The organism is Pseudomonas sp. B33.4 (genome assembly GCF_034555375.1).
Lineage (GTDB): Bacteria > Pseudomonadota > Gammaproteobacteria > Pseudomonadales > Pseudomonadaceae > Aquipseudomonas.
In genome coordinates, this window is record NZ_CP140706.1 from 2,796,160 (window position 1) to 2,811,289 (window position 15,130).

The following is a 15,130-nucleotide window of genomic DNA, read 5'->3' on the forward strand; positions in this document are numbered from 1 at the left end:
TGTGGTCCTTTTCTTTTTGATCATGTAAGCCTCTTGATAGTGATGTTGTCGAAGTTGATAGGAACCGACAAGGTTTGATTTCGGTTGTGTCTACAGCTTATTTCAATTACAACATCCTGATTTTCGGCGTTGTAATAATAAGTTTTTGTAGTGCTTTTCCAGATGTTGTCTGCTGGCAATTCGTCAAGGTGGTGAGCAAGCTGGCCATTAAAATCCACTCTTAAATGGCCGGGTATTGAAATTTCCACATAGTCATACTTATATGAAAAGCTTATTTGATAACCTCCCCGCTTCAGTTTTTTATAGGTTTTCCTGATTCCTACACGTTCGTTGGGCATGAGAAATGTTAAGTTGTTTGCCCAGTAAAATTCTCCAAGTGTATTTTTTATTTCTCCTCGGCCCGCAATGATATTTGTCCAATTATTCCAGTTGCCACTGGTGAAGTCCGTGAAGTCATCGACATTCTTGCTTACCGTTATTGCCCAAGGTGCCGAAGTTTCAGCGTTGCCATATAAACCTTTGGCAGTAAATCTGTGCGCTGTTTCACTCAGATCTTCAATGAATAAGTTCCATGCTCCGGTATCAGCATGTACTGACGTTTGATCTATGGATACTTCGCCGTCGAGTACCTCGACTTTCTGGCCTTTAGCGGCAAAGCCGCTCAGCGTCACGGCTTTTTCCGCAGTTTCTTCGCCTTGTGGAATTTCAGAACCGCTCGGTGAGCCTTTGACTGAGGTTAGCGTCGGAGCGGTAGCTTCCGTCACGGTCAGCGTTCTCGCTGCCGACACCAGGCTCGGTTGCTCCAGATATCTCGCCGTAAAACGGTGTTCGGCTTTGCTCAGGTCTGAAACCGACAGACTCCAGATGCCGGTTACTCCATCGGCCGTCTCTTTACCTTTGATAACCGTACCGTCGAGCACTTCAACTTCCCGCCCGGCTGCGGCAACGCCGCTCAGGGTGACGGCGGTTTCCACGGTGACCCCGCCTTGAGGGATTTCGATACCGCTGGGAGAACCGTTGACCGATGTCAACGTTGGTGCTGCAGCCGCTGTCACAGTCAGTGTGCGCACATTTGACCATAGCGGGGACGGTGTATACAGCGATCCTGCGTATAGCCTCCGGGCACCCACTGGAACTGTAATCGACAACTCCCATGTGCCTGTTGTCGTCGAGGCTGTGGCCACCCCCTTGGAGGTGTGGCTCGGGCCGCTTCCATCAAAAATTTCGACTCTCTGGCCCTTGCTCGCGGTGCCTTTGAGCGTCAGTGCGGTGCTGACGGTAGTTTGTCCCTCGGGGATTTCAACGTTTTTGTCGTCAAGCACATTGCTAAGCGTCGGCACAATGACGGCCGTGACGGTGAGGGTGTAGGCCGCAGAGACGGGTTCTGCGGCGTACTTTCCTGTCGCGCTAAAACTGTGTTTCGTCACAGTCAGCCCCGACACGGTGTAGGTCCAGATTCCAGAAACCGGATCGGCCGTGACCTGATCCTTGACGGTGGCACCATCGCGTATCTCGACGTTCTTGCCTTTGGCGGCCGTGCCGCTCAGCATCACGCTGGTTTCAACAGTGGTGCCACCCTCGACAATGTCCTTGCCGCTTGGCGATCCCTTGACCGAGTCGATGGTCGGCGGATCCAGCGCCACCGGTTGCCCTACCGTAAACTCCAGCTCATTCGAATAACTGGTCGTATTACTCGCTGCCCGGAAGATTTCGTAGTGCACCTTCACTTTTTTTCCGCGATTAGGCTCGATGTGCTGCGCCACAAACGCGGCGTTCAGTGGGAAATCCACGTCCTTGTCCTTGGACAACGCATTGAGTTTTTTAGAGTCGGTGACAGGCTCATTGCCTTCAACGATCCAGAAATAAGTCACGATATCGTTGGCCTCGCTCGGAACAGCCACCGGCCGTGGGGCGGTGATTTTGCTGGCTCCGCCCGGAAGGTCCTCGGGGTCCAGCACGCCATCCTTTTCACCCAGCACGATGGGTTTGACCAGCTCCCGCTGCGGCTCGCCAATGTTTAACAGCGAGGCGTGCAGAGAGGCGCGACGGGTGATGGTGCCGTTTTCGTCGCTCAGCAGGTTGTACGACAGATCCAGCGTGCCGCCCTCCAGGATTTTGCCGTGTTTGCCGGCGACGGTGACGATGAACCCCTTGAGGTCATTGGCCTCGTCATCGCTGGGAAAATACCACTCCAGTTCCGGGTCGTAGGTCGTGAAGTCGGCCCGGATGCCGAACCATCTGAGCTCGATGGCTTTGTCCGCGGTGATCAGTGGATCGTAGGGAATGCGGATGCGGTATTCGGGCGCGTCGGGGTTAAGCGCGCCGCTGATCTGGTCGATTGCGATGGGCGCGGCCAGGCGTGTCGGTTCACCGATAACGCTGTAGGCGCGAGACTTGGATCTGGAGTTGTCGACGACGACGCCGCCGCGGCGTACATGATAGGAATACACCACCGTGCGTTTGGCCAAGGCGCGCAGGGTGCTGTTCTTGTGCGCGATCGAGACTCGCACCGGCGGCGTGGTTTCAATACGCTGGATCGCCGTTTCACTGATCTCTTTACCTTCGTCGTCGGTACCGATAACGCTGAGGTAGATCTCGTCGTTCTTTTTGAAGATGTTCACGTCATCCGCCCAGACCTCCACCAGCGGATCATCGTCCCCCAGCATCTCCAGATCCACGATGAGACCGTCGGCCTGTTTGAGGATGGGCGCCCCCAGGCGCAAGCCCTGGGTGTCGACGGCAATATAAACAGCCTCGCACCAGTCTGCGGATTCGTTGTACACACGGTCGCGGATCTTGTAGTTGACCGACACGCGGTCGGAGTCTCCGGCTGAAAGGATGGTGGCTTCGTCGGCCAGAACCACAATGGGGTTACCTTCAGGGTCATCGAGCTGTTGCTGGGTGACGGGTTCGGACTCCACGTTTTTCCCGGCCCAGGCCAGGATGATCACGTCACCGACGGCGACATTCTCGTAGAGCAGGCCATCGCCGGGTTTGGGTTTGGCGTAAACCAGCACGCCTTGCTTGGCAGTGACCTTGTCGACACCGTCGCGCACCACATCCGGCGGATCGAAGGCCATGCTCAGTTCGGAGTGGCCATACTCGGGGTTGGTATCCTGCCCGCCGGGCAGTTCGAGTTTGACGACAAGCTTGAGCGTCGGCCCGGGTTCCGCGGCCTGACTGACACGCTTGACCTCGTAGGACAGATCCCAGTCGCCGCTGAGCAAGCGCTGCGGCGGGACGAACAGGGTGACGCGCTCCCCGATTTCGACCTCATCGGTGATGGTCTTTTGATCCACCATGGTTTTGTTGAGAAGCAATTTGCAGTTGTCGCCCACACTCATGTTGTTCCAGGCGGAAATCTGGGTCTTCAGCCCCTTGATGAAGTTGAGTCGTGCGGCGGCGAGGTTGATGCCCCAGGTGCCGTCCGGTAACAGAATGCCGCCGGGGATTTCCGGGTCGAGCAGGGCCAGAAGCGAGATTTCCTTGGGCGGTTGGATGAGCATGACGGGCACTCCTGCCGAGGGTTTGGCGATGGAGTGATTAGGACGCGGAATCGAGAAAAGCGCACCTGTCAGATCTGACAGGTGCGGGCAGTAATCAGACGAACGGTACTTGTGCCATGCAAGCTGGTAACCGATCAACCCCAGTTGATTGCACATTCGATTGCTGCCCTGCTCGAATGTGCAATCACTCAAGTACAGACCATCCAACTCAGCATAATTACTTGAGTCCGACACCTAATGAACTATGGCCAAAAAACGGATGGGTTATTGCCGACCCATTCGAACCTCTCACTAGATAGACTGTTCGGTTTGCCGGTTTCGGCCACCAGGCATGAGTGGAAGTGTGCGACCAATAATGGTGGTCACCCATCGGCCAGCGCCCGCTGTAGGCAAAGTGAATCTCATACAGTTCCTCATAGCTGGGTATACGGGCTCCCTGCGCATTGGCTACATTCACTATGTTGTACCAGGTGCCCCCCCCAAGCCCCACACAATAAATCACGCCAGTCACTGAAACCGAATAGCTCTTGGCTTGCTGTGCAGTGTCTCTGGCCGTGATGGTCGCGGTGCCTCTGCCCCGAGCGGTGACGAAACCGCCGCCATCGACTGCGGCAATCGCTGGATTGCTGGAGCTGTAAGTAATTGCTCCTGTGCCTCCTGTGGCCCGTCGCGTAAATGAGTTACCTGTATTCCAGTTGGGGAGCACGTTGGGGGAACCCACACAAATATAAGTCTTGCCTCTCAATGTGACCGGGCTTGTGTCGAAGCTCATCGGCGAGATTCTGCGAAATGTTCGCGTCGTAGAGATCTGATCTGTACTCAATGCCTTGGCGTACACCGAATGTTCACCAAGGGTGATCGCCAAGGGAGTCGTCCACGTCCCGTTGGCATCGGCGGACACGACGATATTTGTGGCTGTACCCAAATCATAAATCTGCACTTGATAAAAAGGCGTGACCTTGCCTGTCAGAACAACCGACGTATCGACAGTAGGCCCTCCATTACTCAGTTCGCCTCCTGAGTGTCTTACCGATGTCAGCGTCACTGCTTCGTGGGGTTTGACCGTAAAATTGTGCGCAGGGGATTCCAGTTGCTCGCCATAGAGCGCTCGTACCTTGATGACGTAGGATTTCAGGGCCAGCGTCGATAGATCTGTCGAACCCTTGCCCTCGCCATCCAGAGTGACAGGGTCGCCGATGGGAGCGTTTTCGTCATAAAGCTGAACACGCTGGTCGGGATCTGCCAATACGGCAACGGTAATTTCTCTGTCGTAGGTTATGCCATTGTGCGCGACCGGTCCTTTGGAGTCGTCGACTGCCGTAATACTGGGTTTCGTGGCAATACCGATGGTAAAGGTGCGTGGATTGCCGTCCGGTACATCGGCGCCATACAAGGCTTTCACGGTGACGGTCTGCAGACCTTCGACGAGGCCGTCTGCAGGAGATTCCCATACCCACAGATCAGTGGCTTGCGGTGTGCCTTTGGGAACACCGTTGACCTTGATCTCGACCTTTTCACCGCGTGTCGCCGTGCCATGGATCGTCACTCGCTTGTCGTAGGTCAACCCGGCTTCGGGAATCTCCTGGCCTTGCGGGTTGAGGATTTTGGTGATGACCGGCGTCACATAGTCGTAGCGTGTACGGATAGTCAGTGGCAGGGCCGGGAACTCGATTGCAGCGGTTTCTTCTGTGCTGTTGTCGAAAATCACTTTGCATTTCACCACCGCTGGAGAACTGTGCCGCAATTTCAAAAGTTCACTTCTGAGCAAGGATTCGTCCAGACCTCCGGTCACTTGCTGGTCACTGATTTGATGATCTTTCAGTACATCGATCCGGTAGGTGCCGGTGCTGGTTTCGCCCTCGACATAGACCCAAGTGCGCTGACCCTTGACAATAAACGGCCATATGTTCACCAGCACCCTCGCGTCGCCGGCAAACTCCATCAAGTCCAGAATAGCCTTGTCTGCTTGAGGCACTTGCGGTCTGGGCAGGTCGTTTTCCGGATCCTGAAAGTCGAGGATGTTCAGCGGTAACACTTCCGAAGGCGTCCACAAGCCATAGCGCTGCACGTCATAGCTGACGTCAACCGAGCGTCGAATGTTGGCGCCCACAAACGAGGCGGCCAGGTGAAAGGTAACGATGCCGGAAGATTCGGCGGGTTGTTCCAGATCCTCTGATGTACCGCCCCCGGGTGTCCCGCGCCATTTCAGCGCCAGGGTGTCGAGTGTTGCGTCCATGCTCAGATAACTGCACTCGATATCGACACCGTTGAGCGCATCCATCGGGTTCAACGAACCGTTGGGTGCTGGTAATACGGTAGGCGCAGGCAAATGCCCCACCGGTATGCCAACCATTACTTCGAAGGGTGCTGAATAGCTGTACTTTCCAGTTGCGGCATGCAGCAGGGTGTAACGGACAGTGACCGTATAGCCGATATTGGCCGAGACGTATTGGACATCTACCCGAAAACGCGCGGTCTTGTCGATCGACAACTGAGTGATGGGGACGCTGCCTTTGGTTGAGCTGAAAGCGGAGAGTCCGATCCAGTGATACGTCAGGGTATCGCCCTTGAGCCAATTGACCGGTTTGACCAGCACATGGGCCTGGGTATAAACCAGCGTCGGGTCGATCACGCCATCTTGGGCTTCTTCTACATCGGGGGCCGGCAGGGTGACGGGCACTGCGCGTACCTCGACCCGCAGAAAGTCAGACTCGCTGAGTCCATAGTCGGCAAGATCGTCGTTGTACACCCGGTAATGGAGTTTGAGGCTGCCGTTGTTCAACTCGAGGATGTGCTCGTTCATCACGTAGATGTATATAAAACCCATCTGCTGATCGTTACTGCTGACGTCATAAGGTTCTTCATACACATAGGGATTGCCGTCCGATTTCGTGCCTTCCCAGATCATGTTGATCGAATCACCGACTTTAAGGCTCGGATAGGCAATTCTGACGGTCGCTGTTTTGCTGTCGGCGGGTAAAATGGCACCGACTACTTCATCAATTGCCGGTGCGGGCAATAGCGCAGGGTTGCCGATCACCTTGACGAAGGTGCGTTTGGAATAAAGCAACGGGCTACCGTCTTTCTTGCGCAAAACGTAGGAGCCATCGAGCGTCCCGTTGGCGAACAGACTGACGAATGCAAAAGGGATCGGGAACTCAAGAATGTAAGGCAGGGTACCGACGGTTACTTCTTCGGTCAGTGTGCGAGGCGCTGTTCCAGTACCCCCGACACCGGCAACATTGATCACGATAGTGTCGCCTTCGGCGAACTCTTGATTGGTTTCGAGGAGGATCAACAGATTGGTCGCCTGATGATCCAGTTGATCGAGATGGAGTTCGCCATCATCGGCATCTTCGAAAAAAGCCGGGTCCAGGCGAGCAGCCCCGCCATCTACCTTAACCGACGTCTCTTTCGACCATATCTCGCACCAGTTCCAGACCTCGTCATGGATTTCGTACTTGATCGGCATGGCGGCGCTATCGCCAGCGGTCCGGATGTCGCTGGGCAACGCGGTGATGACAATGTCCTCGGTGCCAGCGGCCTCAGCCTCTGTCACCACGTGCGGGGCCAGAAAAATCCCTCCCCAGCGAACCCAGATGACGTCGCGCTCCGTAATAAACGGATAATGCTTGATGGTCATGGGGACGCCAGTGTCCGCCCATTCTTTGCTTATACCGTTGTTGATGACATCTGGCGGCAAACCGACCATGTCCAGCGCCGAATGCCAATCATCCCACTGCTCTTTATCCTCGCCGCCCGGCAAGGTCAATTTGACCAGCAGCGTCAGTACGGCGGAAGGATCGTCAGGGAGCGGTTCACCTAGCCGGGTTACCTGGTAATAGCACTCAGAGTAACCGGGGGTGATTTCAGCGGTCGGCAGGAAGAAGAACAGTCGTACATTGACGTCTTCGGCCTTGATTTGCAGTTCGTGAATGACTTTGTTGTTCCAGAAAATCCGGATTTCATCGCCTGCCGCCATGCCGAGGTAAGGGTCGATAAGGCAGAATATGCCTGCCTCGGATTGTTCAAACGTGGCCAGGTTGATACCGCCGTCGGCATCCACAACAGGCCGAGTCATATTACCGATGTACAGAGGCCACAGTTCCAATGGCGCAACGGACAAGTCTCTGCGGGGAGGAAACAGAAAAAGTCTGAAAGAAGTCATGAGCAATATCGCCTGGACGGGAAAAACCGGTGATCCCGTTTTAATCCCATTCATTGCTCATCGACTACTGTCAGATCTTACAGGGGTGAGCGTGTTTCAGACGGACGGTCAAGTCCCAGCGAGTCTGTGTATTGAGCGTCCGACTGAGCACTGCGCGCCCCTGAAGGGGGCTGGCGGGGTCAGAAGGCGTACGGAATGCTGACTTTCGCCCAGAGCATTTCCCCTTCCGGCCGGTTCTCCACATCAAACTCCTTGGCCCAGCGAATCTCCGCACTGGCGTACTTGAGAAAGGTGAAGTGCAGCGCCGGGCCAATCGCGAACACCTTGCCGCGCACGCCATCATCGACGTCCTGCCCGGCGAACTGCACGGTATGGCCGAACTGTTTGTCGTCGGTGGTCTGCTTGAGGTAATAGCCGTTGATACCGAGCATCAGGTCGTCGGTGATCTTGTAGCTGGCCGAATAATCGAAGTGGAAGATCTGCCCGGACTTGTAGTCGGTGTCCTTGTTTTTCTCGTTGAAGCTGTAAGTGGTCTTCATCGAGACTTCGGTCTTGTCGGTCGGCAGCCAGGTGAACGAGAACAACGGCTTGTAGGTGTAGAAATTGTTGCTGGTGTTGGCCAGCCGGTCGACGCTGTATTCGCCAGTGGGCACGGTGATTTCCACGGCGGCGCCGAGGGTCAGGTTCTTGCCCATGTCCCACAGAATGATCGGTGCGAAGGTGGTATCGCCCATGCCTTCGCGGGTGTCGCTCAAGCCGAACACCGCGACTTCCTGCTTCAACCACGGCTGGGCGATGTAGCCCGCCAGGCGTCCTCCGAACACACGCACCGGGCTCAAGTAATCGAGGCGCGGGATCACTGCCGTGGATTCGATCTCGACATTTGGCACTTTGCCGCCGAGGGAACTGATGTTGAGTTTTCGCGACTTGTAATGGTTGTAGTAGAGGTTGAACGCGACCATGTTTTCCGGAAGGCTGTCGACCTCCAGCGGCAGCATGAAAAAGCCGTCGGTGCCGGTGCCGATGTTGTCGACGCCGGCTTCGGTGGCCAGAGCGGGCAACGTCAGGGTGCAACCTGCGATGAAAAGGGCGAGCGGCAAGAAGGATGTTGCACGGTTCTGGCTCATGACTGTCCTCATTATTATTGTGATTGGGACCTGGTACCGGTCGCTCGGAGCGCCGGTACGCTAGAAATAAGCGTTTGGCGTACGTTGGGGCAGGGTATTGGCGGACACCGAGGGGGGCATCTGCGGACAGTTCGCGCACCCTGTGCTAACTTCCATCGACATAACCGGTTACAAAAATAACAATCAAGCGTGATCCGGAATGTCAGTCCCCATGAACGTAAAAGTCCAAGCCCCGACCTTTGAACTGGCGCTGGTCTCGCCGTTTCTTTTGCAAACCCTCGCCGAAGTCGCGCAGAACAAGGGCATCGACCCCCAGAGCTTGTGCCGTGGGTTGGGTTTTACCCTTGAAGATCTGCAGGATCCGGCGCAGCGGATTTCCTATCGCCAGGCGGTGGCGATGATTCAGCGCGCGCTCAAAGTACTGCCCAATCAGGGTCTGGGGCTGTGGGTTGGTGCGCAGAACGTACTCGGCACTTTGGGCCTGCTCGGGCATGTGTTGTCGCTGTGCAAGACCTTGCGGGATGCCTTTGCGTTGGGCATTCGTCATCAACACACTTCAGGCGGGATTGTGGTGTCCAGCGTCGATGTGGTCGGTGGCAAAGTGCATCTCGATGCTGAATGTCGTCTGCCATTTGCCGATGTGCAGGTGTTCGCGGTCGAGGAATTTTTCGCCAGTCTGCTGGTGTATGGCCGGGCGCTGGTCGGGCCTGAGTTCAAGGCGATTGCCGTGGAGTTCGTCCACGCCGCGCCGGATTACCTCAGCGAATACCACCGCCTGCTCGGGCCGCAGGTGCGCTTCGGCTGTCTGCACAATCGCATGTTGATCGACGCGCAATGGCTGGATGTGCACCTGCCCAATCATCATTCGCTGGCATTGCGTCAGGCAGTGGCGTTGCTGGAGCTGGAAGCGGCGCAGGTGCATCAGAAACTTGATCTGATTCAGGCCGTGGAGCGGGCGATTGCCCGGGATCTGAGCAGTGGCAGTCACATTGAAAAGATTGCCGGCGATTTGAATATGAGCGGCCGCACGTTGCGCCGACGTCTGACTGAGCATGCGTTGACGTTCGAGGCGCTGCTGGAGCAGGTGCGCCAGGCGCGGACGTTGAGTTTGCTGGCCAACCCGGACATGCCGATTGAGCGGATTACCGAAGAAGTCGGCTACAGCGATGTGCGCAGTTTTCGTCGGGCGTTCAAGCGCTGGACGGGGCTGAGCCCTAGCGCCTGGCGTCATGACGCCAACCCTCACCCCAGCCCTCCCGAAACGTCGGACCGCCCGTAGGGAGAGGGAGCCGACCGGGATGTCTTGCGTCATGCATCGACCTGAAAGACTTATGTCGATTATGGATTCGGTACAGTACGTTCAAGTCGGTGTAGATCTCTAATATCCCCCAATCAGTTCCCTCTCCCGCCGGGAGAGGGCTAGGGTGAGGGGCTTTTGACTTCCATCCAATCCCACACAAACCCTCCGGCCACAGGTAAACTCCCGCGCACTTTCCCAAGGAGTTCACATGAGTTACTACCAGCCGGGCATTCTCGCCACCCCAGTTCCTGCGCAAGCACGTCACCTGTTTTTCGCCCTTGAATCGGTTGAAGCACTGCCGCAGGCGATCGACAACCTGATCAATCAGGTGGACGGCAAGTCAGCAGTGGTCGGTTTCGGCGAATCCCTGGCCAAGGCGCTCAACGTGCAGATCGACGGCCTGCGCAGCTTCCCGGCCATGAGCGGCGTCGGTGTCGAGAACCCATCGACCCAACACGCATTGTGGGTGTGGCTGCACGGCGTTGACCGTGGTGAACTGCTCAACCGCTGCAACGCCCTCGAAGCCGCACTGGCGCCGGCCTTGCGTCTGGTCGAGATGCAGGAAGCCTTTCGCCACAAGGACGGCCACGACCTGACCGGCTACGAAGACGGCACCGAAAACCCGCACGACGAAGCCGCCATCGCCGCCGCTCTGCAAAGCGCCGGCACTGACGGCATGGTCGGTGGCAGCTTCGCCGCGATCCAGCAGTGGCAGCACGACCTCAAGGGTTTCCACAAGCTCTCGGCCGACGACAAAGACAACATCATGGGCCGTCGCCTCAGCGATAACGAAGAGATCGACGACGCGCCAGTCTCCGCCCACGTCAAACGCACCGCGCAGGAAAGCTTTGCGCCAGAAGCGTTCGTCGTGCGTCGCTCGATGCCGTGGATCGAAGGTGATCGCGCCGGTTTGATGTTCCTCGCCTTCGGTTTCTCGCTGGATGCTTTCGAAGCACAACTGCGGCGCATGAGCGGTCTGGAAGACGGCATCACTGATGGTCTGTATCGCATCAGCCGGCCGATCACTGGCGGCTACTACTGGTGCCCGCCGCTGAAGGACGGTCACCTCGATCTGCGCGCCTTGCGCATCGGCTAAAGGAATGGAAATGAACGTGGTGCGCTGGGGCATGATCGGTTGTGGCAGCGTCGCTGAACGCAAGAGCGGTCCGGCCTTCTACAAGGCGCCCGGCTCGGCGCTGGTGGCGGTGATGGGCCGACGGCTTGAAGCCGTGACCGACTACGCCGCGCGCCACGGCATCGCCCGCGTCTACACCGACGTCGATGCGCTGATCAACGATCCCGAGGTGGACGCGGTGTACATCGCCACGCCGCCCGACAGCCACCACGCCTACAGCCTGAAAGTCGCCGCTGCCGGCAAACATTGCTGCGTGGAAAAGCCCATGGCGCTGAATGCCGGGCAAAGCCGCGAAATGCAGCAAGCGTTTGCCGAGGCGGGTTTGCACCTGTTCGTTTCCTACTACCGCCGTTCGTTGCCGCGCTTTGCGCAGGTGCGGCAATGGTTGGAGGAGGGGCGCATAGGTGACGTGCGACACTTGAGCTGGACGCTGACCAAGGCACCGTCGCCAGCGGATCTGAACGGTCGCGACAACTGGCGCACCGATCCTACGGTGGCCGGTGGCGGCTACTTCGCTGACCTGGCCAGTCACGGTTTCGATCTGTTCCAGTATCTGCTCGGCGACATTGTCGAGGTCGCCGGTTTTACCGCGCGTCAGGCCGGGTTGTATGCGGCGGAAGATGCCGTCAGCGCCAGTTGGCGATTCGCCTCCGGGGCGCTGGGCATGGGCTGCTGGAGTTTTGTGGCGGATCGGCGTGAGGATCGGGTCGAGATCATCGGCAGCCTTGGGCGGATCGGTTTTTCCGTATTCGACGAACACCCGGTTGAGCTGCATGCCGATGAGCGCATCAGCCTGGAAATCCCTCATCACGAACACATCCAGTGGCATCACGTGCTCGGCATGAACGCCCACATTCGTGGCGACTCACAACATCCCGCCGTCGCTGAACAAGCCCTCAAGACCGACTGGGTCATGGACCAGATCCTCAAACGTTAAGATCAAAAGATCGCAGCCTTCGGCAGCTCCTACAGGGGATTGCGGTCTCATGTAGGAGCTGCCGAAGGCTGCGATCTTTTGATCTCCAACACCAATCTAAGGTTATGCCCATTCGGTATTTCTCAACCTTGTCATAACAACCCTAAGATCACGTCATAACTCGTTATAACAAGTGATCCCGTGATGACCGATAACGTTCTCTCTTTAAGCCCGCTCTCCTTATCAAGTGTCCCGCTGCACACCCAACTGCGCGACGTCCTCCGTGCGCGCATTCTCGACGGCGAATACCCGCAAGACAGCCAAATGCCCTCCGAAAGCGAACTCGGTGCGCTGTTCAAAGTCAGCCGCATCACCGTGCGTCAGGCACTGGGCGATCTGCAGAAGGAAGGGCTGATTTTCAAGATCCACGGCAAAGGCACCTTCGTCGCCAAGCCGAAAACCTTTCAAAACGTCAGCAGCCTGCAAGGCCTCGCCGAGTCCATGACCGGTCGTGGCTACGAGGTGATCAACCGCCTGCGCAGCTTCAAATTCATCCCCGCCGACAAGCGCGTTGCCGAACGTTTGCGAATTGCCGAAGGCGAAACCGTGGCGCAGATCAAACGCGTGCGGCTGATCAACCGTGAGCCGATCTCGCTGGAAATCACCTACCTGCCCAAAGCCGTCGGCGAGCGCCTGGAGAAGGCTGATCTGGTCACCCGCGACATCTTTCTGATTCTCGAAAACGACTGCGGCATCGCCCTCGGCCACGCCGATCTGGCCATCGACGCGGTGCTCGCCGACAGCGACCTGACCCAGGCGCTGAACGTCGAGGCCGGCTCGCCGATCATGCGCATCGAACGTCTGACCCACGATGCGCAAGGCCAGCCGCTGGACTTCGAACACCTTTACTACCGTGGCGATGCGTTCCAGTACCGCCTGCGGATCGACCGGCAAAAAGGGGAGCAGGCATGACCCGCAACGTTCTCGAACAGGAATACGACATCGTCGTCATCGGCGGTGGCACCGCAGGCCCGATGGCGGCGATCAAGGCTAAGGAAAAGAATCGCGATTTGCGCGTGTTGCTGGTCGACAAGGCCAACGTCAAACGCAGCGGCGCGATCAGCATGGGCATGGATGGCCTGAACAACGCGATCATCCCCGGCCACTCGACACCGGAGCAGTACACCAAGGAAATCACCATCGCCAACGACGGCATCGTCAATCAGGCCGCCGTTTACGCCTACGCAACGCACAGCTTCGAAACCATCGAACAGCTCGACCGCTGGGGCGTGAAGTTCGAGAAGGACGAAACCGGCGATTACGCGGTGAAAAAAGTCCACCACATGGGCGCCTACGTGCTGCCGATGCCGGAAGGGCACGACATCAAAAAGGTCCTCTATCGGCAGTTGAAACGTGCGCGGGTGAGCATCACCAATCGTCTCGTCTGCACACGGTTACTGACTGACGAGGAGGGCACCGTCAGCGGTGTGATGGGCTTCGACTGCCGCACCGCCGATTTTCATGTGATCAAGGCCAAAGCGGTGATTTTGGCCTGCGGCGCTGCCGGGCGCCTCGGTCTGCCGTCGTCGGGCTACCTGATGGGCACTTATGAAAACCCGACCAACGCCGGCGACGGCTACGCGATGGCTTATCACGCCGGCGCCGAACTGGCCAACCTCGAATGCTTCCAGATCAACCCGCTGATCAAGGATTACAACGGCCCGGCCTGCGCTTACGTCACCGGCCCGTTGGGCGGCTACACCGCCAACAACAAGGGAGAACGCTTCATCGAGTGCGACTACTGGAGCGGGCAGATGATGTGGGAATTTCACCAGGAACTGGAGAGCGGCAACGGCCCGGTGTTCCTCAAACTCGATCACCTGGCCGAAGAAACCATCCAGAACATCGAGGAAATCCTGCACAGCAACGAGCGTCCGAGCCGTGGTCAGTTCCACGCCAATCGCGGCACCGACTACCGCACGCAGATGGTCGAAATGCACATCTCCGAAATCGGCTTTTGCAGCGGCCACTCGGCGTCCGGCGTGTGGGTCAACGAACGCGCCGAAACTTCGGTGAAAGGCTTGTACTCGGCGGGTGACATGGCTGCCGTGCCGCATAACTACATGCTTGGCGCGTTCACCTACGGCTGGTTTGCCGGGCACAACGCTGCAGATTTCGTCGCCGGTCGCGAGTTTTCTGCGCTGGATGCCGAGCAGATTGAGAAGGAAAAGGCCCGGGTCTACGCACCGCTGGATCGCGAACACGGTCTGCCGCCGGCGCAGGTTGAGTACAAGCTGCGGCGCTTCGTCAACGATTACCTGCAACCGCCGAAAGTCACCAAGAAGATGCAGATCGGCCTGCAACGCTTCAGCGACATCGAACGCGATCTCGAGCAGATGAAGGCCAATAACGCTCACGAGCTGATGCGCGCGATGGAAACCAGCGTGATTCGCGACTGCGCCGAGATGGCCGCGCGCGCCTCGTTGTTCCGCGCCGAAAGCCGTTGGGGCCTGTACCACTATCGCGTCGATCACCCGCAGCGCAACGACAGTGAGTGGTTCTGCCATTGCCATCTGAAGAAGGGTGAGGACGGCCAGATGACCAGTTTCAAGAAAGCCGTCGAACCTTACATCATCCCGCTCGATGCCGAGGAAATGCAGGCCTACGACCGTTTGCGGGTCGGCGCTTTCGCCGCTTGATACATCAATAAATCAAAGAGTCCGAACCATGGCCTATCAAGCTCAGGAAATCTTCTTCCGCTCCAACGCCCCCGTCACCGTGGACGAGGACAAATGCATCGCCGAAAAGGGCTGCACCGTGTGCGTCGACGTTTGCCCGATGGACTTGCTGGCGATCAATCCGGCGACGCAGAAGGCCTATATGGCGTTCGATGAATGCTGGTACTGCATGCCGTGCGAGAAGGATTGCCCGACGGGTGCCGTCAAGGTCGACATCCCCTATCTCCTGCGCTGAAACGC

Annotated in this window: 9 protein-coding genes; 6 read left to right on the forward strand and 3 right to left on the reverse strand. The window is 57.5% G+C overall.

What is annotated here, in order from left to right; all coding sequences use genetic code 11:
• Positions 1-20: 20 nt before the first annotated feature.
• The 3 genes from U6037_RS12345 to U6037_RS12355 form a co-directional block, all read right to left on the reverse strand.
• The gene (locus U6037_RS12345; protein ID WP_322846944.1) at positions 21-3,506 is read right to left on the reverse strand and encodes a hypothetical protein; all 3,486 of its coding nucleotides are present in this window, start codon (positions 3,504-3,506) and stop codon (positions 21-23) included.
• A gap of 217 nt (positions 3,507-3,723) precedes the next feature.
• Entirely contained in the window at positions 3,724-7,674 is a 3,951-nt protein-coding gene (locus U6037_RS12350; protein ID WP_322846945.1) for an Ig-like domain-containing protein, read from the reverse strand.
• A 179-nt stretch (positions 7,675-7,853) separates the two neighbouring features.
• Positions 7,854-8,801, reverse strand: a complete 948-nt coding sequence (locus tag U6037_RS12355; RefSeq protein ID WP_322846946.1) for a SphA family protein — start codon at positions 8,799-8,801, stop codon at positions 7,854-7,856.
• Between the two features lie 211 nt (positions 8,802-9,012).
• Between U6037_RS12355 and U6037_RS12360 the strand changes: the two genes are divergently transcribed.
• From U6037_RS12360 to U6037_RS12385, 6 genes are all read left to right on the forward strand, one after another.
• Positions 9,013-10,080 carry an AraC family transcriptional regulator gene (locus U6037_RS12360; RefSeq protein ID WP_322846947.1) on the forward strand — a complete coding sequence of 356 codons (1,068 nt, stop codon included), beginning with the start codon at positions 9,013-9,015 and terminating at the stop codon, positions 10,078-10,080.
• A gap of 229 nt (positions 10,081-10,309) precedes the next feature.
• Positions 10,310-11,197 carry a Dyp-type peroxidase gene (locus U6037_RS12365; protein WP_322846948.1) on the forward strand — a complete coding sequence of 296 codons (888 nt, stop codon included), beginning with the start codon at positions 10,310-10,312 and terminating at the stop codon, positions 11,195-11,197.
• A 10-nt stretch (positions 11,198-11,207) separates the two neighbouring features.
• Complete coding sequence (locus U6037_RS12370) at positions 11,208-12,173, forward strand: Gfo/Idh/MocA family oxidoreductase (RefSeq protein ID WP_322846949.1); 966 nt, start codon at positions 11,208-11,210, stop codon at positions 12,171-12,173.
• 183 nt (positions 12,174-12,356) lie between these two features.
• Positions 12,357-13,124: a GntR family transcriptional regulator gene (locus U6037_RS12375; protein WP_322846950.1), complete on the forward strand. Its 768-nt coding sequence runs from the start codon at positions 12,357-12,359 to the stop codon at positions 13,122-13,124.
• Positions 13,121-14,851, forward strand: coding sequence for a fumarate reductase/succinate dehydrogenase flavoprotein subunit (locus U6037_RS12380; RefSeq protein ID WP_322846951.1), 1,731 nt, complete (start codon positions 13,121-13,123; stop codon positions 14,849-14,851). The genes U6037_RS12375 and U6037_RS12380 overlap by 4 nt, the downstream gene beginning before the upstream one ends.
• 28 nt (positions 14,852-14,879) lie before the next feature.
• On the forward strand, positions 14,880-15,125 hold the full coding sequence (locus U6037_RS12385; RefSeq protein WP_003225615.1) for a 4Fe-4S dicluster domain-containing protein: 246 nt from the start codon (positions 14,880-14,882) through the stop codon (positions 15,123-15,125).
• Positions 15,126-15,130: the final 5 nt, after the last annotated feature.

What these genes read in the sequence shown, in the direction of transcription:
- U6037_RS12345 (WP_322846944.1), bottom strand. Translation starts at nt 3,506, where the DNA reads ATGCTCATCCAACCGCCCAAGGAAATCTCGCTTCTGGCCCTGCTCGAC.
- U6037_RS12350 (WP_322846945.1), bottom strand. Translation starts at nt 7,674, where the DNA reads ATGACTTCTTTCAGACTTTTTCTGTTTCCTCCCCGCAGAGACTTGTCC.
- U6037_RS12355 (WP_322846946.1), bottom strand. Translation starts at nt 8,801, where the DNA reads ATGAGCCAGAACCGTGCAACATCCTTCTTGCCGCTCGCCCTTTTCATC.
- U6037_RS12360 (WP_322846947.1), top strand. Translation starts at nt 9,013, where the DNA reads ATGAACGTAAAAGTCCAAGCCCCGACCTTTGAACTGGCGCTGGTCTCG.
- U6037_RS12365 (WP_322846948.1), top strand. Translation starts at nt 10,310, where the DNA reads ATGAGTTACTACCAGCCGGGCATTCTCGCCACCCCAGTTCCTGCGCAA.
- U6037_RS12370 (WP_322846949.1), top strand. Translation starts at nt 11,208, where the DNA reads ATGAACGTGGTGCGCTGGGGCATGATCGGTTGTGGCAGCGTCGCTGAA.
- U6037_RS12375 (WP_322846950.1), top strand. Translation starts at nt 12,357, where the DNA reads ATGACCGATAACGTTCTCTCTTTAAGCCCGCTCTCCTTATCAAGTGTC.
- U6037_RS12380 (WP_322846951.1), top strand. Translation starts at nt 13,121, where the DNA reads ATGACCCGCAACGTTCTCGAACAGGAATACGACATCGTCGTCATCGGC.
- U6037_RS12385 (WP_003225615.1), top strand. Translation starts at nt 14,880, where the DNA reads ATGGCCTATCAAGCTCAGGAAATCTTCTTCCGCTCCAACGCCCCCGTC.